Origin of the sequence: Exiguobacterium sp. s7 (genome assembly GCF_018618195.1) — a bacterium.
In the GTDB taxonomy this organism is placed as follows: domain Bacteria; phylum Bacillota; class Bacilli; order Exiguobacteriales; family Exiguobacteriaceae; genus Exiguobacterium; species Exiguobacterium mexicanum_A.
Map to the genome: position 1 here is coordinate 183,419 of NZ_JACSLO010000002.1, position 20,558 is coordinate 203,976.

A 20,558-nucleotide genomic window follows, 5' to 3' on the forward strand; every position below is an offset into this window, starting at 1 on the left:
GGGGATTCAGAATGGGGACGAAAGTTGCAATCAATGGATTTGGTCGAATCGGCAGAATGGTATTTCGGAAGTTGATGCTCGAAGGGCGTCACGACGTGGTCGCCATCAATGCGAGTTATCCGGCGGAAACGCTCGCGCACTTGATCAAACACGACACGGTCCACGGACCGTTCACACTGACGGTCCGAGCGCATGGGGATGCACTCGAAGTCGATGGTAAACGCATCATGATCGTATCCGAGCGAGACCCGGAGCGGTTGCCGTGGGCTGAACTCGGTGTCGAGATCGTCATCGAGGCGACGGGGAAATTCAATTCTGATGTCGGGGCGAAAAAACATTTGACGGCCGGTGCGAAAAAAGTCATTTTGACGGCACCGGGAAAAGGCGAGTTGCGGACGATTGTCATGGGGGTGAACGATCGGGATTATTTACCGGAGCACGATCACGTCATTTCGAACGCCTCGTGTACGACGAACTGTCTCGGCCCGGTCGTCAAAGTATTGGATTCGACGTTCGGGATTGAAACGGGGCTCGTGACGACGGTGCATGCCTATACGAACGATCAAAACAATATCGACAATCCGCATAAAGATTTGCGTCGTGCCCGTGCTTGTGGCAGTTCCATTATACCGACTTCGACTGGTGCTGCGAAAGCCATCGGGCTCGTCTTGCCGGAACTTCAGGGCAAATTGAACGGGATGGCGCTACGAGTGCCGACGCCGAACGTCTCGCTCGTCGATCTCGTCGTCGAGTTGCGTCGAGATGTGACGGTCGATGAAGTGAATCAGGCGTTCGAGCGTGCTGCACACGGGGAAATGACGGGCGTTCTCGGCGTCTCGAACGAACCGCTCGTCTCGATCGACTTCAATGGAGATGAGCGTTCGTCAATCATCGATGCCGATTCGACGATGGTGCTCGGGGGCAACCATGTCAAAGTGCTCGCTTGGTACGACAACGAATGGGGCTATTCGTGCCGCGTCGTCGACTTGTTGGACATGGTCGCGAGCTACCTGCAAATCGGACAACAAGAAACCCACGTCTGAAAAAATATATTTATCTAAAAATATTTTTAAAGAATTGAAACAAATGTCTTGTAACGACGTCCTAAACAAGATACACTCTAACTCGTGAACTTCAATTGGTCTGACAAACGCAACTTAAAGGGTTAGGACCTCTTAGGACTAACTTGCCCCCGTGGTTGTGGGCGATTCAGGCACAAAGTGAGTGATCATCAACTACTTTGAGACCATTGATGTAAAGGGGGATCCACTAATATGGATACTATGGGACGTCACATTATTACAGAACTTTGGGAGTGCAATCCCGACAAATTAAACGATATCGACTACATCGAGCGCTTGTTCGTCGATGCAGCACTTCGTTCGGGCGCTGAAGTCCGCGAAGTCGCTTTCCACAAATTTGCGCCGCACGGTGTAAGTGGAGTCGTTATCATTTCAGAATCACACTTAACGATTCACAGTTTCCCAGAGCATGGCTACGCATCAGTCGATGTGTTCACATGTGGGGATCGAATCGATCCAGCTACAGCCTCTCAATACATTGCAGAAGGCTTGGAAGCAAAAGTTCGTGAAGATGTGAAACTTGACCGTGGGATGGGACCGATTCGTGTTCCTGAAGCGCAAGTGGCAATCAGCAAATAATCAGATTGACCTTATGAGGCTGGCCGATTTTCGGTCAGCCCTTTTAATTGTTTTGTTAACCGCTTAATTTTGATATGCTTAACCTATATAAATAAGGTGTCGAGGTGGATAATGGGATTATTTGATAAGTTTCAAACACATGTCCAAACGGACGATTCGCATAAAAATGAGGCGTTACGGACGCGTTACGTGGCGGCATCGCCAAGCGCCGTGCTCACATGGCTCCGCGAACGGATTCAAGCAGAAGGTCAAACGGTTCGCCGGGTCGATGCAGACCGGGGCGAAGTGGCGTTTCATGGAGACGGATGGGACGCATTGGCAACCATCGTCCAAGTGGACGGCGGACGCACGGCCGTCGATTTTACATTGAACCGTGACCAGATGCTCGGACCAGACCTCGGTCAAATCGTCACCACATATTATGAGGCGCTATCCGTGAAGTTCCCGCTCCGCGCCATCGGGAATCAATCTGTCGAACGATAAGGAGGGCTGAGCATGCGTTGTCCTAAATGCGATCATAATGGAACGAGAGTGCTCGACTCCCGGCCAGTACAAGATTTCTATTCGATTCGTCGCCGTCGCGAATGCGAGGAGTGCGGCTATCGCTTCACCACGTTTGAAACGGTCGAACAGACACCGCTCATCATCGTCAAAAAAGACGGGAATCGGGAAGAGTTCAGCCGTGAGAAAGTGCTTCGCGGGATTATTCGGGCGTGCGAGAAACGTCCGGTCACGCTGGAGCAACTTGAAGGTGTGGTCACGAAAGTCGAACAACAGTTACGCGCCCTCGGCCAGTCCGAGATTCCGAGTGAACAAGTTGGGGAGCTCGTCATGAACGAGCTCGCGCGGGTCGACGAAGTGGCATACGTCCGCTTCGCGTCTGTCTATCGCCAGTTCAAAGATATCTCTGTGTTCTTTAAAGAACTAGAAGATTTAATGAAGCAAGAAAAATCGACCAACTAAACGGGCGGCCTGCTGGTCGCCTTTTTTCAAGGGAGACCTACCATGGAAAAAGAACGCATCCTGTACGGAACTGACGAACTGTTGATCATGAGCACCGGACTCATCGATCGCGAGTCGTATCAGTCGCTGTACCATTTATATCAGCCGGTCATCGGAGTGAAGGCGCTCGCAATGTATCAGACGCTTTGGAGCGAGCTGAAGCCCGGGAAAATGAAATCGAACTATATGTCACACAGCGCGCTTTGTGAGATGCTCGATTACTCGATCAACGAGCTGACGGACTGTCTGTTCCGGCTCGAAGCGATCGGTCTCGTCCGGACGTATAAGACGAAAGACGAGCGCTTGACCCAGTACGTGTATCAACTGCGGGTCCCGCTCGCACCCCATACGTTCTTGAACGACGGACTATTGTCGAGTTTTCTCTTCTATAAAGTCGGAGAAGTCCGCTTCAAACAGTTACAAGGTCGATTCACGATTGATCCGTTGCCGGCCGGAATCATTGAAGTGACGAAAGACTTTAATGAAGTGTTCGACGTCAAAGGGGTCAATCATATGGCGTTCACACAAAAGAACTACGAGAAACCTGACCGCGCCAAAATCGAGATCAACTATACGTTCGATATGGAAATCGTCAAAAAGTTGACGAACTTCCCCGTCGGCTTCTTCACGAAGAAGCTCGATGAGACGATCACGAAGCTTGCCTACGTCTCCCAAATCGATGAAGAGACGATGGCCGAGATGTTGAAGGAGTACTTCGTCCACGAGGCGTATCTACCGCTCAGCGAGCAAGAGAAGCGCGACGGCTGCCGTCAGATGGTGTTGCAGTTGAAGAAAAAACAGACGCGCCATCGGAAAGTGAAGTCGGATGAGACGGAGAAGGCGGAAATCGGTGATTTGCATGACGTGACAGTCATGGAAGCAGCGCATCCGCATCAGTACGTGTCGACGTTACGGAAGACGCCACAGTTGTCGAAGAGCGACGAGCAACTCATCATCGACCTCGTCGATACGCTCGGACTCGCGCCAAGTGTCATTAACGCATTGTTCTATTACTGTATCGAAGTGAAGAAGCAGACCCGGCTCAGTGAGAACTACGTCATGCGGATCGCGACGAGTTGGAAGACGGCAGGCTATTTGAACGCCAAAGACGCGTTGGAACAAGAAGCGACACAAGACGCGCTCATCGAGAAGAAACAGCAGAAGCGGGAGAACGTGCAACAGCGGACGACCGTCGGCTCGAGACGCAAAGACAAGACCGAGATGCCAAAATGGCTCGAGGACGAGGCGAAAGAGCAACGGACGTACGATCAAAAACGAAAACAAGAGCTCGAGGCATCGGTTCCAGACGACGCGGAACTCGTCAAGTTGTTAAATGAATTGAAAGAGAAAGGATGAGGGACATGGAACGCATCAATCAAACGCTCGCCCAAATGATGAACCGGAAAGAAGTGCGGGAAGCGTACGAATCGATTCGCCGGCGCACCCTCGAACATCCAGAAGTCGTCGCCTTTTTAAAGGCGCATCCGGAGTTAGACGAGACGGCGGTCGAGGTCGGCTTTACGAAGCTCAGTGAATATGCAGAACAGATGGACGGCAAGAAGCTCGTCGAGGAGCAAGCCGTCATCCCGGGCCATCAGCCGGTACTCTATGTCGACCTCGGTCAAATCGCGATCCGTTATGAAGAGACGGTCAAGCATCGTCAAGCACGGCGCCAAAAAGAGATGGACCGGAAGTTTAAGAGCTTATTCTTGCCGGAAGAAGTGCGAGAGGCGAGCTTTGAATCGTTCGACTGGTCGGATGACGCCCGTAAAATCGCACTCCGTGAATCGATGCGATTCGTCTCGGGCATGAAGACCCGCCAAAAAGTGAACGGCCTGTACTTACACGGCAGCTTCGGGGTCGGGAAGACGTATTTACTTGCGGCGATCGCCAACGAACTGAAAGTGGCGGACATCGAGACGATTCTCGTCCACGCCCCGGGATTCGTCTCGGAAGCGAAACGGAAGATCCGGACCGATTCGTTCGACTCATTTTTGACGTCGTTCCAACACGTACCGGTGTTACTGATCGATGACATCGGTGCCGAGGCAATCAGTCCGTGGGTACGCGACGAGCTGTTCGGGATCATCTTGCAATATCGCATGATGCATCGCTTACCGACGCTTTACAGTTCGAACTTCAGCGGTGAAGAGCTCGAGACGCACTTCTCGATCGACGGTTCGCCGCAGAACAAAATGAAAGCCCAGCGGCTCATGCAGCGCATCTCGACGACGACGACACAAATCGAATTAAAAGGTGAGAACCGACGTCGGTAAAGGGATTGTATTTCTTGAACGAGTTGACTATACTAATAATCATATAACCGATGCATCGAAGAGGACATGAGACGTCGTCACGGGTTTCAAAGCGAGGGAAGACTGGTGAGAGCTTCCTAAACACGCCGATCGCCTTACTCCCTCAGAGCACCGTACGGGCCAATCGTGCGGCGATTCACACTCGTTATCGTGTGTTCGAGCCAAGCGTTACGCTTGGGAACGAGGGTGGTACCACGAGAATCAAAGCTCGTCCCTTTCATAGGGATGGGCTTTTTTTATTTATTTTTAAATGTAGAGAGGGGAAGTTGACACATGATTCAATTGACATTTCCAGATGGGGCCGTCAAAGAGTTTGAGGCCGGCATCACAGCAGAAGAAGTAGCAGGTTCGATTAGTCCAGGACTCCGAAAAAAAGCAATCGCCGCCAAAATCGATGGTGAGATGATCGATTATCGTCGTCCGATTGAACAGGACGGTAAAATCGAGCTCGTCATGCCGGATTCGGAAGAGGGCATCGATTTGATGCGCCATTCGTCAGCCCACTTGATGGCCCAAGCCATCAAACGGTTATACGGGAAAGAAGGCAGCATCTACCTCGGGATCGGACCGACAATCGAGAACGGTTTTTATTATGATATCGAGATGGATCGCCGCATCAACGAAGAAGATCTCCCTGAAATCGAGAAAATGATGAAGCGGATCGTCGACGAGAACTTGGACATCACACGTGAAGTCGTGTCGCGCGACGAGGCGCTCGAACGCTACAAGGCGCTCGGAGACCCGCTCAAAATCGAATTGATTGAAGATATCCCGTCGAGCGAGACGCTCACGATTTACCATCAAGGCGAATTTTTCGACTTATGCCGTGGGCCGCACGTCCCGTCGACATCGAAGTTGAAAGTGTTCAAGTTGATGAGCGTGGCCGGGGCATACTGGCGCGGCGACTCGGACAATAAGATGCTCCAACGCATTTACGGAACGGCGTTCGCGACGAAAGAACAACTCGCGGAACACTTGCGTCTATTGGAAGAAGCGAAAGAGCGCGATCACCGCAAGCTCGGGAAAGAACTCGATCTCTTCTTCGTGTCGCAAGAAGTCGGCCAAGGTTTGCCGATGTGGCTCCCGAAAGGTGCCTCGATCCGTCGGACGGTCGAACGTTATATCGTCGACAAAGAGCTTGAGCTCGGGTATCAGCACGTCTACACACCGGTCCTCGGTTCGGTCGACTTGTATAAGACGTCTGGTCACTGGGATCACTATCAAGACGACATGTTCCCGAAAATGGAGATGGACAACGAGGAACTCGTTCTTCGTCCGATGAACTGTCCGCACCACATGACGATTTATAAACATGAGCCGCGCTCATATCGCGAACTCCCGCTTCGCATCGCCGAGCTCGGCGGTATGCACCGTTACGAGATGTCAGGTGCGCTCACAGGCCTCCAACGCGTCCGTTACATGGTGTTGAACGACGGGCACACGTTCGTCACACCGGAACAGATGAAGCAAGAATTCAAAGATATCGTCCACTTGATTCAAGAAGTGTACGCTGACTTCGGCATTAAAGACTATCGTTTCCGCTTGTCGTACCGTGACCCGGCCGACAAAGAGAAATACTTCGACAACGACGCAATTTGGGAAACAGCCCAACGCCAGTTGAAAGAGACGATGGATGAGCTCGGTCTCCCGTATTTCGAAGCGGAAGGTGAAGCGGCATTTTACGGACCGAAACTCGACGTCCAAGTCCGGACGGCGCTCGGCAAAGAAGAGACGTTGTCGACGGTCCAACTCGACTTCTTGCTCCCTGAGCGGTTCGACTTGACGTACACAGGACCAGACGGCAAAGACCATCGCCCAATCGTCCTTCACCGTGGGGTCGTCTCGACGATGGAGCGTTTCGTCGCATACTTGATTGAAGAATATAAAGGCGCGTTCCCGACATGGCTCGCACCGGTCCAAGTCAAATTGATCCCGGTCTCACACGTCCACGACGAATACGTCGCGGAAGTGAAAGCAGAGCTCGTCAAGCGCGGTGTCCGCGTCGAAACGGACCTTCGGGACGAGAAACTCGGCTACAAGATTCGGGAAGCACAGATGAAGAAGATCCCGATGACGCTCGTCCTCGGAGATAAAGAACGTGATGAGCGTGCAGTCAACATCCGTCGTTATGGACAACAAGAACAAGTATCGGCCACGCTCGATGAATTCTTGTCGTCACTTACAGCAGAGATCGCCAACCGTTCACGTTAATATGTCGACCATCCTTCATTGGAAGGGTGGTCGTTTTTTCGGTCTTGAGACGGATGCGGAAGACTTCATCAAACACGTATGGTAGAAGAAAGGAGTGATTCATTTTGAATTATATGAAACCATTAGTGGCGTTGACGATCGGTTCGGTCGTCGCGACAAGCATGATTCCAAAAGTAAACGCAGAAGCCATCGTCGATGATACGATTGTCACACTCGGAGAGTCGTTATCGGCGAGCCAACGGGACTGGGTGCTCGAACGGGTTGAGGCACCGGCGGGGATTGAGCCGATCATCACGACCGCAGCCGATGAAGATAAATACTTAGGGGATGCCGTCCCGCAAGCGCAGCGCGGCGGGGGGATGTATTCATCAGCCCGCATCAAACTGACCGACGGGACCGGGCTCGATATCAAAACGGAGAATGTCACATGGGTGACCGAAGATATGTATGCGAATGCTCTCGTGACGGCAGGCGTCACGGATGCCGATATTTATATCACGTCGCCGATTCGCGTCACCGGGACGTCGGCTTTGACGGGCATCATGAAAGCCTATGATCAGACGGCCGCGGAGACGGGCATTCAATTGAGCGAGGAACGGAAAGACTTGGCGCAAGAAGAGCTCGCGGTCACCTCTGAGATCGGGAAGACGGTCGGGCAAGAAGATGTGGCCGGACTCATGAACGAGATCAAAGCGGAAATTGCGAATAAGGCACCGGAGACGAACATCGAGATTCGAGATATCGTCATCCAAGTGTTGAATCAAAACAACGTCCAACTGTCTGATACGCAGTTGACGCAATTGACGACGTTGTTCGAGAACATGCAGCAGGCGAACCTCGACTGGGGTGCAATCAGCAATGGGTTACAAGGGGCCGGTCAAGACGTTCAGGCGTTTCTCGAGACCGAGGAAGTCCAAGGCTTCTTCGCCCGTTTGTTCGAAGCGCTCAGCAACTTCTTCAAGTCGTTGACGAATTGAACGGGCTTTGAGTACATCACAAATGGTATTGAAAAAAGGGCCTCGGCCCTTTTTCAATACCATCGTTTATGGATATAGTCGCGAGCAGACTCGTGGTCGTCCACAATCTTCAACGTGATTCGGTTCATCTCTTCTAAAAGGTCTGTCAATACCGCTTCGAGCTTGGCATCACTCACGTCATGGTGGCGCATCGTCTCTTGTACGATGTGTTTGATTTGGTCGTGATAATCATGGTCACCTTTCACTTGCTGTCTCCAAGACACGGCCCATCCCTCCTTTTTTATTTTATTCCCTCGGAAAAGGTATTGCGAAACAACGAAATGACTGTTATCATCATAAAAGTGTGAGCTACCAATTATTCATGCGCGAATTCTTGACATCTTAATCCTATTGGTGTTAAGATGACATAGTGATTAAATACAACAAAGCAGAAGCGCCCGCTTCTCACCTCGTCCGAACAGCTTCGGTCAGGTCCATCATGTACGTGAAGCAGTCGAGCCTTGGTCTCTGCTGACTCCGAAATGATGTGTGGGCGGGAAACTGCCGACGCTTTTTTTATTGCCATGTTGTCTTATCAATCTAAAACTCGTGCAATCGCACGATGGAGGTGCTAACCATTAGCAAAGAGCTCTTTATCAACGAAAACATTCGTGCCCGTGAAGTTCGCTTAATTGGAGCGGACGGTGCACAACTCGGTGTGCAATCGCGTAATGAAGCATTACGTTTAGCAGAAGAGGCTGAACTCGATCTCGTCTTGGTCGCCGATAAAGCTAACCCACCGGTCGCTAAAATCATGGACTATGGGAAATACCGTTTCGAACTCCAAAAAAAGGAGAAAGAAGCGCGTAAAAACCAAAAAGTCATCCAATTGAAAGAAGTACGCCTCAGCCCGACAATCGAGGAAAACGATTTCCAAACGAAATTGCGTAACGCTCGCAAATTCCTTGAAAATGGAAACAAAGTGAAAGCGTCGATCCGTTTCCGCGGACGCGCCATCACACACTCGGAAATCGGCCGACGCGTTATGGAAAAATTGGCGGCGGAATGTGCCGACTTGGCAACAGTTGAGCAAAAGCCGAAGATGGAAGGACGCAGCATGTTCTTAGTGCTGGCTCCGAAGAAAGAAGATTAATCATCGAGTCATAGTGGGGAGGAAATACTCATGCCGAAAATGAAATCGCACCGTGGTGCTTCTAAACGTTTCAAACGTACTGCATCAGGTAAACTCAAGCGTTCACACGCTTACACAAGTCACTTGTTTGGTAACAAATCGACTAAAGCGAAACGTAAGCTCCGTAAAGGTGCTATCGTATCAGCTGGAGACTTCAAACGCATTCGCAACATGATCGCGAAGTAATACAGAAAGAATTTAGGAGGGAAACCATATGCCACGCGTAAAAGGCGGTTATACGACTCGTCAACGTCGTAAAAAGCAAATCAAGCTTGCCAAAGGTTATTTTGGCTCGAAACACATTCTATTTAAAGTAGCAAAACAACAAGTCATGAAGTCACTCATGTACGCTTACCGTGACCGTCGTCAAAAGAAACGTGATTTCCGTCGTCTTTGGATCACACGTATCAATGCGGCAGCACGCACAAACGGCCTCTCATACAGCCGTATGATGCACGGACTCAAGCTCGCAGGGATCGACATCAACCGTAAGATGCTTGCTGAGCTTGCTGTGACAGATGCACAAGCATTCGCGTCACTTGCTGATACAGCTAAATCAAAATTGAACGCGTAATCGTTCAATCGACAGCGCCGAGACCTTATCTCGGCGCTTTCTTTTTTCTGATTTATTCCTTAAACTTAAGATAAGGAGGACGTCCCATGGATCAATCAGTCTTAGCCATCGTCGCATTGGCGCTCATCGTCTTGAACGTCTACACCTATTTGCAGGCGAAACGTTATACGCTCGGAGAAGGTGATTTTAACGTCTTGTACGCGTACGCAGGCGGTGCGATCGGTGCTCTGTTCGGACTTCATTTGACGCGTAAAAAGGCGGTTCATGCCCCAAAACGTGTTCAAATACAAGTATTGATTTTGGCAGTCGGCTGGTCTTTAATGATTTTAGTACTGCTTTGAATGGAGAATAGGAGGAGCAACCGGTGAACTGGACAACATTGTTTGATCGGCAGCGTGAATTAGATGAGCGGATCAAAGAAGAACATCAATTATCCGGGAACCAATTTGATGAGCGTTTGCTTGCTTTGCTCGTCGAGCTTGGTGAACTCGCCAATGAGACCCGTAGTTTTAAATTTTGGTCAACGAAGGGCCCGTCGCCTCAAGACGTGATCTTAGAAGAGTATGTCGACGGCATTCATTTCTTATTGTCGCTCGGACTTGCCCTCGGGTATGAACGTGATTCGTTCCCGGCAGGTAGCTCGTATCTTGACGCGACTGACGCTTTTTTAGACGTGTTCCGCAAAGTGACGAACTTTGGTTTGTCGAAAACGGAACCGATGTACGAGACGCTGATGGCGGCTTATCTCGAACTTGGCTATACGCTCGGGATCAATGAAGAGTTGATGGCGATGGCGTATATGGCGAAAAATGAAAAGAACCATGAGCGACAAAATCAAGGTTACTAATCAAAAATCGAAGGAGCGATGCCCCATGAACGAATCATTACATATGTTGAAACGCTTGACGGATGCCACAGGTGTCCCTGGAAATGAAGGTGAAGTCCGCTCACTCATGCGTGAGTATTTAGAACCTCACGTCGAAACGTTCGAACAGGATGGGCTCGGCAGTCTGTTTGGTCGAGTGACGGGCGATGCGGAAGGTCCGCGTGTCATGATTGCCGGTCATATGGACGAAGTCGGGTTCATGGTCACGCGCGTTGAAGAGGGCGGTTTCCTCCGCTTCCAAGCACTCGGCGGCTGGTGGAACCAAGTTCTCCTCGCACAGCGCATGGACGTCGTCACACGCTCGGGAGAGAAAATCCCAGGCGTCATCGGTGCCAAACCACCTCACGTCCTTCCGGTCGAGGCACGCAAGAAGCCGGTTGAGATCAAAGACATGTTCCTTGATATCGGTGCAACGTCGAAAGAACAAGTGGCCGAGTGGGGCATTCGTCCGGGCGATACGGTCGTCCCGCATTGTGAGTTCACGGTCATGAAGAACGAAGATTTCTTGATGGCGAAAGCATGGGATAACCGAATCGGTTGTGCCATCGCGATCGAGGCGGCGAAACGTTTGAAGAACGAACAAGTACCAGGTGTCGTCTACACAGGAGCGACGGTCCAAGAAGAAGTCGGGTTGCGTGGCGCCGTCACGGCCGCCAACTTGGTCAAACCAGACGTCGCCATCGCCGTCGATACAGGCATTCCTGGAGATACGCCAGGAATGACACCGGCAGAAGGATTGTCGAAACTCGGGGAAGGGGTCCAAGTCATCTTCTTTGATGCGACGACCGTCACGAACCCACGCCTCATCGATTTGATTGTCGACGTGGCCAAAGAGAACGACATCAAGTACCAATTGGATTTGACGCCGGGCGGCGGGACAGACGCAGGTCGGTTCCATTTGTCTGGAGTCGGGATGCCGGCCGTCGCGCTCACGGTGCCGGTCCGTTATTTGCATACGAATGTCTCGATCATTCACAAAGCAGATTATGAAGCAGCCGTCGATTTGGTCGTAGCGCTCACGAAACGACTCGACCAAGAAACGGTTCAATGGTTGAAAGAGGGATAATATGACGAAAATCACGTCTACGAAAAGTGAGACGATCAAACGCTTAAAGCGATTGATGACAAAAAAAGGCAGACAAGAGTCCGGGCAATTTTTAGTCGAAGGGGAGCATTTGGTCGACGAGGCGATTCGTGCCGGACGACTCGTTCAGCTGATTATGGGGGAATCGTATACCCCGAAAGGATCGTGGCGCCTCGATGAGATGCCGGTCCTCGAACTATCGGACCATGTGGCCGACCTGTTATCTGAAACGGAGAAGACGCAAGGCGTCTTCGCCGTCGTCAAGATGGCCCCGGTCGAACGGAAGATGAAGCACGTCCTCGTCCTCGACCGGATTCAAGACCCAGGTAACCTCGGGACGATGATTCGTACGGCCGATGCGGCCGGATTTGACACGGTCCTCCTCGGCAAAGGGACGGTCGACCCGTTCAACGCCAAGGTCGTCCGGGCGACGCAAGGTTCGTTGTTCCACGTGAACGTGCGCTCGGTCGATTTGCTCGAGACGCTGCCAGAACTGAAGAGCGCAGGCTTCCATGTGTATGGGACCGCACTCGCGAAAGCGACGTCTTACGAACAAGTCGACTTCAAGGACAAAGTCGCGCTCGTCATCGGCAATGAGGCGCAAGGCGTCCATAACGACGTACTTGATTTATGTGACACGCGCGTTCATATCCCGGTTCTCGGCGATGCCGAATCATTGAACGCGGCTGTTGCGGCGGGCATCCTCATGTACCGGATCGCATTACAATAATCTTGTCAGCACTGAAAAATCGTGATAGGTTTATAACATCGAACAACATACCGAATAGACGTTGAAAGAGCATAGTACGCGAACTACCGAATGAGTACAGGGAGCATGGGCCGAGACTGCGAGCCGATGCCTTGGTCGGCGCCGAATTCACTCTCGAGTCGTGTTGGAGACAACACCGGGGTAGCATCCCGATATCGATGCTCTCAAGTGGGCCGATTTCGGCCAAGTAGGGTGGTACCGCGATTATTCGTCCCTTCAGTCATCGACTGGAGGGACTTTTTTTGTAGAGGAGGAAATAAGGATGAAAGAACAGTTAGAACAATTACAGCAAGAGGCATTGCATGAGATTCAGGCGGCTTCGTCGCAAAAAGAATTGAACGATGTCCGCATCAAATATTTAGGGAAGAAAGGTCCGATGACCGAGGTGCTTCGTGGGATGGGGAAACTTTCTCCTGAAGAACGTCCGGTCGTCGGAGAGTTGGTCAACACGGTCCGGACGACGATCCAAGACACGTTAGAGGCACGGATCGAGGAAGTGAAGGCGGTCGAACTTGAAGCGAAACTCGCGGCTGAGACAATCGACGTCACACTACCGGGTCGGACGGCGCTGCCGGGCCATACCCATTTACTTCAACAAATCGTCGATGAGATGGAAGACTTGTTCGTCGGGCTCGGCTATACAATCGCCGAAGGCCCGGAAGTCGAGACAGACCTGTACAACTTTGAGATGCTCAACTTGCCGAAAGACCATCCGGCACGTGATATGCAAGACTCGTTCTATATCACGGATGAGACGCTTCTCCGGACACACACGTCACCAGTTCAGGCCCGGACGATGCTCCAAGCCGACGGGAAACCGATTCGAATCATCTGCCCGGGGAAAGTGTACCGCCGCGACGAAGACGACGCGACACACTCACACCAGTTCATGCAAATCGAGGGGCTTGTCGTCGATGAGCACATCTCGATGGCTGATTTGAAAGGCACACTCGAAGTGTTCGTCAAGCAATTGTTCGGTGAGACGCGTGAAATTCGTCTTCGCCCGAGCTTCTTCCCGTTCACGGAACCATCAGTCGAAGTTGATATCTCTTGCTTCAAATGCGGAGGCAAAGGCTGCAACGTCTGTAAGGGAACAGGCTGGATCGAGATTCTCGGAGGCGGCATGGTCCATCCACGCGTTCTCGAGATGGCTGGCTATGACGCCACGAAGATGTCTGGATTCGCATTCGGGATCGGCGTCGAACGGATGGCGATGTTAAAACATGGAGTAGACGATATCCGTCACTTCTATACAAACGATCTACGTTTCATCGAGCAATTCTAAGGGGGAACACATATGTTATTATCGAAAAAATGGTTGAATCAATATATTGATGTATCAGACTTGAGCGGGCAAGAACTCGGAGACTTGATCACGAAGAACGGAATCGAAGTCGAGAGCGTCATCAGCCGCGCTGAAGGATTGTCAGGACTCGTCGTCGGTCACGTCCTCTCGTGCGAGAAGCATCCCGAAGCGGACAAGTTGAACGTGACGACGGTCGATATCGGTGCGGACAGCCCGGTGCAAATCGTCTGCGGCGCACCGAACGTCGCGACCGGACAGCACGTCATCGTGGCGACGGTCGGAGCTCGTCTCCCAGGACTCAAAATTAAGAAAGCGAAACTTCGTGGTGTCGAGTCACAAGGCATGATCTGCTCACTCGAGGAACTCGGTTTTGAGAAGAAGCAGATTCGTGAAGATGAACAGGACGGCATCCATACGTTCCGTGAATCGGTCGAGGTCGGTGCGGACGTCATCAGCTTACTCGACCTTGACGACGAAGTGATCGAGCTCGGGTTGACACCGAACCGCTCGGATTGCTTGAGCCTATACGGAATCATCCATGAAGTCGCGGCCATTCTCGAGCGCCCTTACACGCTTCCGTCGGCAGATGTGACGACTGACGCACCAAACGCGGTCAGTGTCCGTCTCGAGACAGACAACTGCCCGTACTACGCGACACGTTGCGTCGATGGTGTCACAATCGGAGATTCGCCACAATGGCTGAAGAACGTCTTGATTGCCGAAGGTGTCCGGCCAATCAACAACGTCGTCGATGTGACGAACTATGTCATGCTCGAGCTCGGCCAGCCGCTACATGCGTTCGATACGGCAAAACTCGGGACGACGATTGCTGTCCGTCAAGCGCATGACGGCGAAGAAATCGTCACGCTCGATGACGTGACGCGCACGCTCGATGCCTCGATGATGGTCATCACGGACGGTGAACGTCCTGTCGCCATTGCCGGCGTCATGGGCGGTGCGAACACAGAAGTCGATGCGACGACGTCGAGTATCATCCTCGAGTCGGCCTACTTCGCACCGGCATCGGTCCGGAAGACGAGCCGTACGCTCGGATTGCGTTCGGATTCGAGTGCCCGCTTTGAAAAAGGAGTCGACCCGGAACGGTTGCAACTGGCCCTCGACCGTGCCGCCGAGCTCATCGTCGAAGTGAGCGGTGGCACGATCAGCGACATCGTCGTCGCTGGGGACAAAGCTTCAGCGGCCCGGACGATCGATGTCTCGGTCGCCTATATCAACCATCGCCTCGGGATGGACCTTGAACAAGCGACGATCGTCCGCATTTTGGAGCGGCTCGGTCTCGACGTGACCGGAGACGAGACGTTGACGGTCCACGTACCGTCACGCCGGCCTGACTTGGAACTACCGGCCGACATCACGGAAGAAGTGGCGCGCCTCTATGGGTATGACAGTCTGCCGTCGACACTCCCGGCGTCGCGTTCAAAAGGGTACCTCCCACGAGAGAACGTGTTACGTCGCCGAGTTCGTCGTGTCCTTCAAGGGACAGGATTGTCGCAAGCGATCACGTACTCGCTCACGAGCGTCGGACACGCCGCACGCTTCAGTGGGGAAGGCTCGGACAAAGTTAACTTGGCGATGCCGATGAGCGAAGAGCGCTCAGTGCTCCGGACCTCACTCGTCCCAGGTCTCCTCGAAGCGGCGCGATACAACACGTCACGCCAACAAGCGAATGTGCGCTTGTATGAAACAGGGCGCGTCTACGTGGAAGAAGGCGAGACGTTACCACGCGAAACGGAACGCGTCGCCGGTGTATTGACGGGGCTTTGGTACGACCATCGCTCGCAAGGCACACGTGTCCCGGTCGACTATTTTGTCGCCAAAGGCATCGTCGATACGCTGTTGCATGCACTTCGCATCGACGCGACGTATGAGGCGGCGACGATTGCGGATATGCATCCGGGCCGGACTGCGAACGTCCTCGTGGACGGACGTGTCATCGGCTATGTCGGACAAGTCCATCCGGGCGTGTCAAAAGAAGCGTACGGTTTGAAAGAAGTGTACGTATTCGAGCTCGACTTGGATGTGTTGCATCAGACGGCACAACTCGTCTACGAAGATGTGCCACGTTTCCCATCGATCTCACGCGACTTGGCACTCGTCTTGAAGCGGGATATCCCGGCGGGGCAAGTCGAAGCAACGATCAAACAGGCTGCCGGACCGCTCTTGATCGACCTCGCCGTGTTCGATGTCTATGTCGGGGAGAACGTAGGAGACGATGAAAAATCGATCGCCTTCTCGCTCAAATATCAAGACCCGACGCGCACGCTTCAGGATGAAGAAGTGACCGCGTCGTATGAAGCAATCCTTGCGGCCGTTCAAGCGGCCCACGGCGCAGAAGTTCGCGCCTAACCTAAAAAAGGTGTCCACCCCGTGTGGACACCTTTTTTGAGTTTACTGGACCTCGAGAGCCAAGTCGCCGAACTTCGTCCAACCGACGAGGCATGTCACTTTATACAACAGGAGCGTGATGACGGCCGGGAGGACGACACCCGTTCCGACGAAGATGAGGAACGCGTCCATTCCTTGCGCGGCAAGGATGTTGAGCGGGGCGATCAACGAGTTGAGGCCGAGCCCTGCGATCTCATATGGGACCTCGAGCGAGAAGACGAGCGTCGCGATCGGAGCGCTGATCATCGCCGCGATAAAAGGTGGCATGACGACGCGAGGGTTTTTGACGACGTTCGGGAACTGCACTTTCGGTGTGACGAAAAACGAGGCGACCAACCCGCCCGGATCCGTTTGGCGATACGCCATGAGGGTGAAGCCGACGAACTGGGCCGTACATCCAATCAACGCGGCGGCGCTGGCGACCGGGTCGAGCTGGAGCGCGATGGCGAGTGCGGCCGATGAAGCCGGAGACATGAGCATGACACTGAAGACGAGCGCGATGACGAGCGATGTCGCGATTGGCGATGTATTGACCGAAGCGGTGATGCTCGCACTAATCGAGTTAATGAGCGGTGTCGTGACGGCTGCTGCCCCGACCCCGACGATCCCGCCGCCGAGGACGGCTGTGACCGGGACGACCATCATGTCGAACTTCGTCTTGCCGAGGACACGTTTACCAAGCCAAACTGCAGCCGCGGCCGCGATTAAAGCACTGATCGGTTGACCAGGTACGAGCACGAGCCCGCTCTCGGTCGGTTGGAGCGCCGCACCACCGACGGTTGCCGCAATCATCGCACTGAACAAAACGAGGGTATTGCCGCCGAGCTGGTAGGCGACACCGGCACCGAGTGCCGGGGCGAGCAACGATTTCGCGACTTGGCCGATCAAGACGAGTGTCTCGATTCCGGCCATCTTCCCAATCGTTTCAATCAAGAGGCCGACCCCGAGCGTGACGAGGACGGCGCTTGCCATTCCTGCTGATATTTTGATCATCCGATCCATTGCGTACTGTTTCACTTCCATCATCTCCTCTATGTGTATCGTTCCAATAAAAAAACCTATCCAGATTGGATAGGCGCGTCGGTCAAACCATGAGCGCCTCGTCCGAAACCATCGAAACAAGGGCCCAAAAATTCGTCTCGGTCATCGAGTCGATTTTCAGTCCCTCAGTCGAATAATAATCAGTAGGCCGTGTTGTGCATTGGTTTTCATCAGTGCCAGCTCCTCCGTTTGTTAAGATTTGTCTAAGAGTAACACGATATTTTTCAATAATCAATATTTTCTGAAAATTTATTTGAAAAAATTGAAAACCGCTCAAAAAGAAAGACGGCCCCGTGCAGGACCGTCTTTCTTTAAGATGTGCTGGCGGCGAGTGAGCCGACTTGTTGATCGATGAACGCCATCGAGATCGAATTGAAGTGATCGGGTTGGTCGACGTTGACGACGTGACCCGAGTCCGAGACGACCTGGACGCGAGCCGTCGGTTGATGTTTCGCGGTCCGTTCGACAGCTTCAAGGAACATGTAGTCCTCATCACCCATAATATAGAGAATCGGTACGTTCGTCTCGATTGATGAGAAGTGACGAAGCAACGGATTCATATTCTCGGTCATCTTGAACCAGCGGATGAACTCGCGCTGGCATAGGTTGGCCGCGTCGCGGACGAACATCATCCGTGATTTTTTATGACGTTTTTTTGGTAGCAAGATCCACGCGAACAACTGATACAGCCACATGTACGGCACGAAGCTCTGCACGAGACTGCCAAGTCGAATCAACAACGTCGAGCGGACGTTGAACTTGACAATGGCCCCACCGAGCACGACGGAAGCGATTCGTTCCGGATGGTGCTCGAACATCGCCTGGATGACGATTGTCCCGAGCGACAGGCCAACCATATGTCCTTTTTCAATCTTCAAATGATCCATGACTTCGACGACGTCTTCGACGACGACGTCGAGCGTATATGCGTTCAGCGGTTGGTTCAACGACTGTTCTTCGTTGTACGAGCCGCCGTGTCCACGGAGATCGAGCAAGAGCACGTTATATTTTTTTTTGAACGGCCGAATTTGACGATACCAATGCGACAGACTTCCACCGGCGCCATGGATGAAGATGACCCAAGGATGGTCGTCGCTTAAAGTGTACGTTTTATAATGCAACATGAACGCTATCCTCCAAAAATTTTTAAGTTCATTAAACCCTAAAATTAATATACCATATCTTCGAAGTGAGGACTATCGTTTCAGCTCACTCAAACGGATCGCTTTCTTCGTGTTGGCGAAGTGGACTTTCGCCACTTCGTTTAAACGTTCTTGACCGTAACGGATGATCAACTCGGCAGCGACTTGATCGACTTTGGCACCGGCCCCTTTCGGTAACGTGACCCCGAGTGTCGCGCTTAACTTGTCCATTTCTTTTAAGAACAAGGCCCGGGCGAGAATCGAGGCAGCGGCCACGGCGACGTGCAGTCCTTCCGCTTTCGTCGAGAAATAGACGTCGTCTTTGACGACCGCCTTTTCAGATCGCAAATGGTTGTAATAGACGTTCTTTTCAGCGAACTGATCGATTAAAATCGCGTCCGGTGTCGCATCGAGCTTCTGTAATAAGGCCGACAAGGCGGCATTATGAGCGATGGCCGTCATTTTACCTTGCGTCATCGTTCGCTGCATCTTATTATACGCCGGATTGTGCAGCGTCGCTTTCTGATAGGTGATGGTAACATGTAAATCTTTGGCGATGCGGACGATCTCTGTATCGGACAACAGTTTTGAGTCTTTGACCCCGAGCTCTTTGACAAGGGCGATTTTCTCTTTCGGCACATAGGCGGCGACGACGACGAGCGGTCCGAAATAATCTCCTTTTCCGACTTCATCGCTCCCGATGACAGACCAGTCCGAAAAGCCTTCCGGTAGAACGGTTTTAGGCACACTTGGTTCTTTCTTTATACTCGTTCCCCATTTTGCGGCCTCGCTGTCGGCATCGCGTCCTTGGAACATGACTTTACCCGAATTGTAGACCGTAATTACACACTGAGGTGTTTTGGCACTGAATCGTGCATGGGGCGGTGGATTGACCGCGTGGGCCCGATAACTCGCGATAAGTTCTTCTTGGGCCGCGGTCGACAATTTGATGACTTGATTGCCCAACGTGAGCACTTCCTTTCTAACTCTAGCAAATCAATCTTACATTTTTTTTAGATATTTTGAAACCAAAGTTTCGCTCTAAACGTATAGACAAGTGAGTAAAGAAAGAAGTGAGGTGAGTCGGAGATGTGGTGGCGCGATGACACGGATGAAGATGAGGCGGGATCTCTCTATAAACATATTCTCGAGCTAGAGGCTAGGATTGCGAAGCTGATCGCCCATCAAGTCAGGGTGCGTCGCCTGCTGATGCAAGAATCGTCGGCCGCGGCGACCGAACAAATCATTGCGCTGCAAGCGGAAGTCGATCATTTTTTATCGCTATTGCGACAAGAGCGAGCGGAAGCGGTCGATCGCTACGACCGCTTGCGTCTCGAACAGACGTTAGGACGTGTGCGGCAGGTGGTCGATCAACCGACCCGGCCTTTGTCCGAATGGGACACGATCGAGCAAGCACTTGCACTCGAAGTCGAACATTTGCGTCGTGTTCTTTCCTATGAACGACAGCGTCGCGCCGAGGAGGAGTGGTAATGGAATCGTTAGATCAGCTGTATTGGTGGGTACTCATCATCGCCGGTCTCGGTACATTTTTGTACATGTTATTTTCAGATGCGTTTGATTTATTCGATGGTTGGTTCAATCCAGCGGTCATCCTGTCATTTTTAGCACTCGGTGCGGGCATCGGCCTCATTTTGAACGCGCTCGCCCATGTGTCCCCGATGATCGGGCTCGCCGTCGCACTCGTCGGATCGTTCGCGCTCACGACGCTCCTGTACTTATTCGTCCTCTTGCCGTTATCGAACGCGGAAGAATCGATCGGGATGACCGATGAATCACTCGTCGGACTTGTCGGACGGTTGACCGTCCCCGTTCCGGAAGGCGGTTACGGGGAAGTACTCGTCGAATCGGTCATCGGTTCGATTTTAAAGACGGCTCAAAGTGTGGACGGCAAAGCGATTCCGAGTGATCGACGGGTCATCATCATCGAAGTCGAACGAAACATTGCGGTCGTCATGGAATATGACGAGCCGACAATCCGAAAGGAGTTTTAAC

23 protein-coding genes are annotated in these 20,558 nt (G+C 52.3%); 19 read left to right on the top strand and 4 right to left on the bottom strand.

The window, feature by feature from the left end; translation table 11 throughout:
• Window positions 1-11 precede the first annotated feature (11 nt).
• From KNP79_RS03480 to KNP79_RS03515, 8 genes are all read left to right on the top strand, one after another.
• Window positions 12-1,043 (top strand): glyceraldehyde-3-phosphate dehydrogenase, encoded by a 1,032-nt coding sequence (locus KNP79_RS03480; RefSeq protein WP_138859202.1) that lies wholly within the window; start codon window positions 12-14, stop codon window positions 1,041-1,043.
• Between the two features lie 231 nt (window positions 1,044-1,274).
• A complete protein-coding gene (gene speD, locus KNP79_RS03485; RefSeq protein ID WP_029595188.1) occupies window positions 1,275-1,661 on the top strand; it encodes an adenosylmethionine decarboxylase in 387 nt (128 codons plus the stop codon).
• Between the two features lie 111 nt (window positions 1,662-1,772).
• Entirely contained in the window at window positions 1,773-2,144 is a 372-nt protein-coding gene (locus KNP79_RS03490; protein ID WP_034778204.1) for a hypothetical protein, read from the top strand.
• A 12-nt stretch (window positions 2,145-2,156) separates the two neighbouring features.
• Window positions 2,157-2,624: a transcriptional regulator NrdR gene (nrdR, locus tag KNP79_RS03495; protein WP_021065634.1), complete on the top strand. Its 468-nt coding sequence runs from the start codon at window positions 2,157-2,159 to the stop codon at window positions 2,622-2,624.
• A 42-nt stretch (window positions 2,625-2,666) separates the two neighbouring features.
• A complete protein-coding gene (locus KNP79_RS03500; protein WP_215191311.1) occupies window positions 2,667-4,019 on the top strand; it encodes a DnaD domain protein in 1,353 nt (450 codons plus the stop codon).
• Window positions 4,020-4,024: 5 nt separating this feature from the next.
• Window positions 4,025-4,939 (top strand): primosomal protein DnaI, encoded by a 915-nt coding sequence (gene dnaI, locus KNP79_RS03505; RefSeq protein ID WP_021065636.1) that lies wholly within the window; start codon window positions 4,025-4,027, stop codon window positions 4,937-4,939.
• A gap of 312 nt (window positions 4,940-5,251) precedes the next feature.
• On the top strand, window positions 5,252-7,189 hold the full coding sequence (gene thrS / locus KNP79_RS03510; protein WP_215191313.1) for a threonine--tRNA ligase: 1,938 nt from the start codon (window positions 5,252-5,254) through the stop codon (window positions 7,187-7,189).
• A 113-nt stretch (window positions 7,190-7,302) separates the two neighbouring features.
• Window positions 7,303-8,166, top strand: coding sequence for a DUF1002 domain-containing protein (locus KNP79_RS03515; RefSeq protein WP_034779979.1), 864 nt, complete (start codon window positions 7,303-7,305; stop codon window positions 8,164-8,166).
• Between the two features lie 53 nt (window positions 8,167-8,219).
• On the opposite strand, the gene KNP79_RS03520 is transcribed toward KNP79_RS03515, so the two are convergent.
• Entirely contained in the window at window positions 8,220-8,429 is a 210-nt protein-coding gene (locus KNP79_RS03520; protein WP_034778198.1) for a hypothetical protein, read from the bottom strand.
• Between the two features lie 338 nt (window positions 8,430-8,767).
• Between KNP79_RS03520 and infC the strand changes: the two genes are divergently transcribed.
• The 9 genes from infC to pheT all read left to right on the top strand — a co-directional run bounded on the left by infC (window position 8,768) and on the right by pheT (window position 16,323).
• Window positions 8,768-9,298 carry a translation initiation factor IF-3 gene (infC, locus tag KNP79_RS03525; RefSeq protein WP_021065640.1) on the top strand — a complete coding sequence of 177 codons (531 nt, stop codon included), beginning with the start codon at window positions 8,768-8,770 and terminating at the stop codon, window positions 9,296-9,298.
• A 30-nt stretch (window positions 9,299-9,328) separates the two neighbouring features.
• On the top strand, window positions 9,329-9,523 hold the full coding sequence (gene rpmI, locus KNP79_RS03530; RefSeq protein WP_021065641.1) for a 50S ribosomal protein L35: 195 nt from the start codon (window positions 9,329-9,331) through the stop codon (window positions 9,521-9,523).
• A gap of 28 nt (window positions 9,524-9,551) precedes the next feature.
• Complete coding sequence (gene rplT, locus KNP79_RS03535; RefSeq protein ID WP_021065642.1) at window positions 9,552-9,911, top strand: 50S ribosomal protein L20; 360 nt, start codon at window positions 9,552-9,554, stop codon at window positions 9,909-9,911.
• Between the two features lie 86 nt (window positions 9,912-9,997).
• Window positions 9,998-10,252: a hypothetical protein gene (locus KNP79_RS03540; RefSeq protein ID WP_034778195.1), complete on the top strand. Its 255-nt coding sequence runs from the start codon at window positions 9,998-10,000 to the stop codon at window positions 10,250-10,252.
• A 23-nt stretch (window positions 10,253-10,275) separates the two neighbouring features.
• Window positions 10,276-10,758: a dUTP diphosphatase gene (locus tag KNP79_RS03545; protein WP_138859204.1), complete on the top strand. Its 483-nt coding sequence runs from the start codon at window positions 10,276-10,278 to the stop codon at window positions 10,756-10,758.
• 25 nt (window positions 10,759-10,783) lie between these two features.
• The gene (locus KNP79_RS03550; protein ID WP_034778191.1) at window positions 10,784-11,863 is read left to right on the top strand and encodes a M42 family metallopeptidase; all 1,080 of its coding nucleotides are present in this window, start codon (window positions 10,784-10,786) and stop codon (window positions 11,861-11,863) included.
• Between the two features lies 1 nt (window position 11,864).
• A complete protein-coding gene (locus KNP79_RS03555) occupies window positions 11,865-12,611 on the top strand; it encodes a TrmH family RNA methyltransferase (protein ID WP_214712737.1) in 747 nt (248 codons plus the stop codon).
• Between the two features lie 301 nt (window positions 12,612-12,912).
• Complete coding sequence (gene pheS, locus KNP79_RS03560) at window positions 12,913-13,935, top strand: phenylalanine--tRNA ligase subunit alpha (protein WP_034778187.1); 1,023 nt, start codon at window positions 12,913-12,915, stop codon at window positions 13,933-13,935.
• Between the two features lie 12 nt (window positions 13,936-13,947).
• Window positions 13,948-16,323, top strand: a complete 2,376-nt coding sequence (gene pheT, locus KNP79_RS03565; RefSeq protein ID WP_214763246.1) for a phenylalanine--tRNA ligase subunit beta — start codon at window positions 13,948-13,950, stop codon at window positions 16,321-16,323.
• A gap of 42 nt (window positions 16,324-16,365) precedes the next feature.
• Here the strand turns inward: pheT and KNP79_RS03570 are convergent, their stop codons facing one another.
• The 3 genes from KNP79_RS03570 to rnhC form a co-directional block, all read right to left on the bottom strand.
• Window positions 16,366-17,388 carry a PTS sugar transporter subunit IIC gene (locus KNP79_RS03570; RefSeq protein ID WP_034778182.1) on the bottom strand — a complete coding sequence of 341 codons (1,023 nt, stop codon included), beginning with the start codon at window positions 17,386-17,388 and terminating at the stop codon, window positions 16,366-16,368.
• A 326-nt stretch (window positions 17,389-17,714) separates the two neighbouring features.
• Window positions 17,715-18,527 (bottom strand): alpha/beta fold hydrolase, encoded by an 813-nt coding sequence (locus KNP79_RS03575; protein ID WP_138859206.1) that lies wholly within the window; start codon window positions 18,525-18,527, stop codon window positions 17,715-17,717.
• A gap of 72 nt (window positions 18,528-18,599) precedes the next feature.
• Complete coding sequence (rnhC, locus tag KNP79_RS03580) at window positions 18,600-19,511, bottom strand: ribonuclease HIII (protein ID WP_138859207.1); 912 nt, start codon at window positions 19,509-19,511, stop codon at window positions 18,600-18,602.
• A 123-nt stretch (window positions 19,512-19,634) separates the two neighbouring features.
• Here rnhC and KNP79_RS03585 point away from each other — a divergent pair, with 123 nt between their 5' ends.
• Window positions 19,635-20,036, top strand: coding sequence for a hypothetical protein (locus tag KNP79_RS03585; protein ID WP_034778175.1), 402 nt, complete (start codon window positions 19,635-19,637; stop codon window positions 20,034-20,036).
• Window positions 20,036-20,557 carry an NfeD family protein gene (locus tag KNP79_RS03590; protein WP_034778172.1) on the top strand — a complete coding sequence of 174 codons (522 nt, stop codon included), beginning with the start codon at window positions 20,036-20,038 and terminating at the stop codon, window positions 20,555-20,557. Before KNP79_RS03585 ends, KNP79_RS03590 begins: the two co-directional genes overlap by 1 nt.
• Window position 20,558 lies beyond the last annotated feature (1 nt).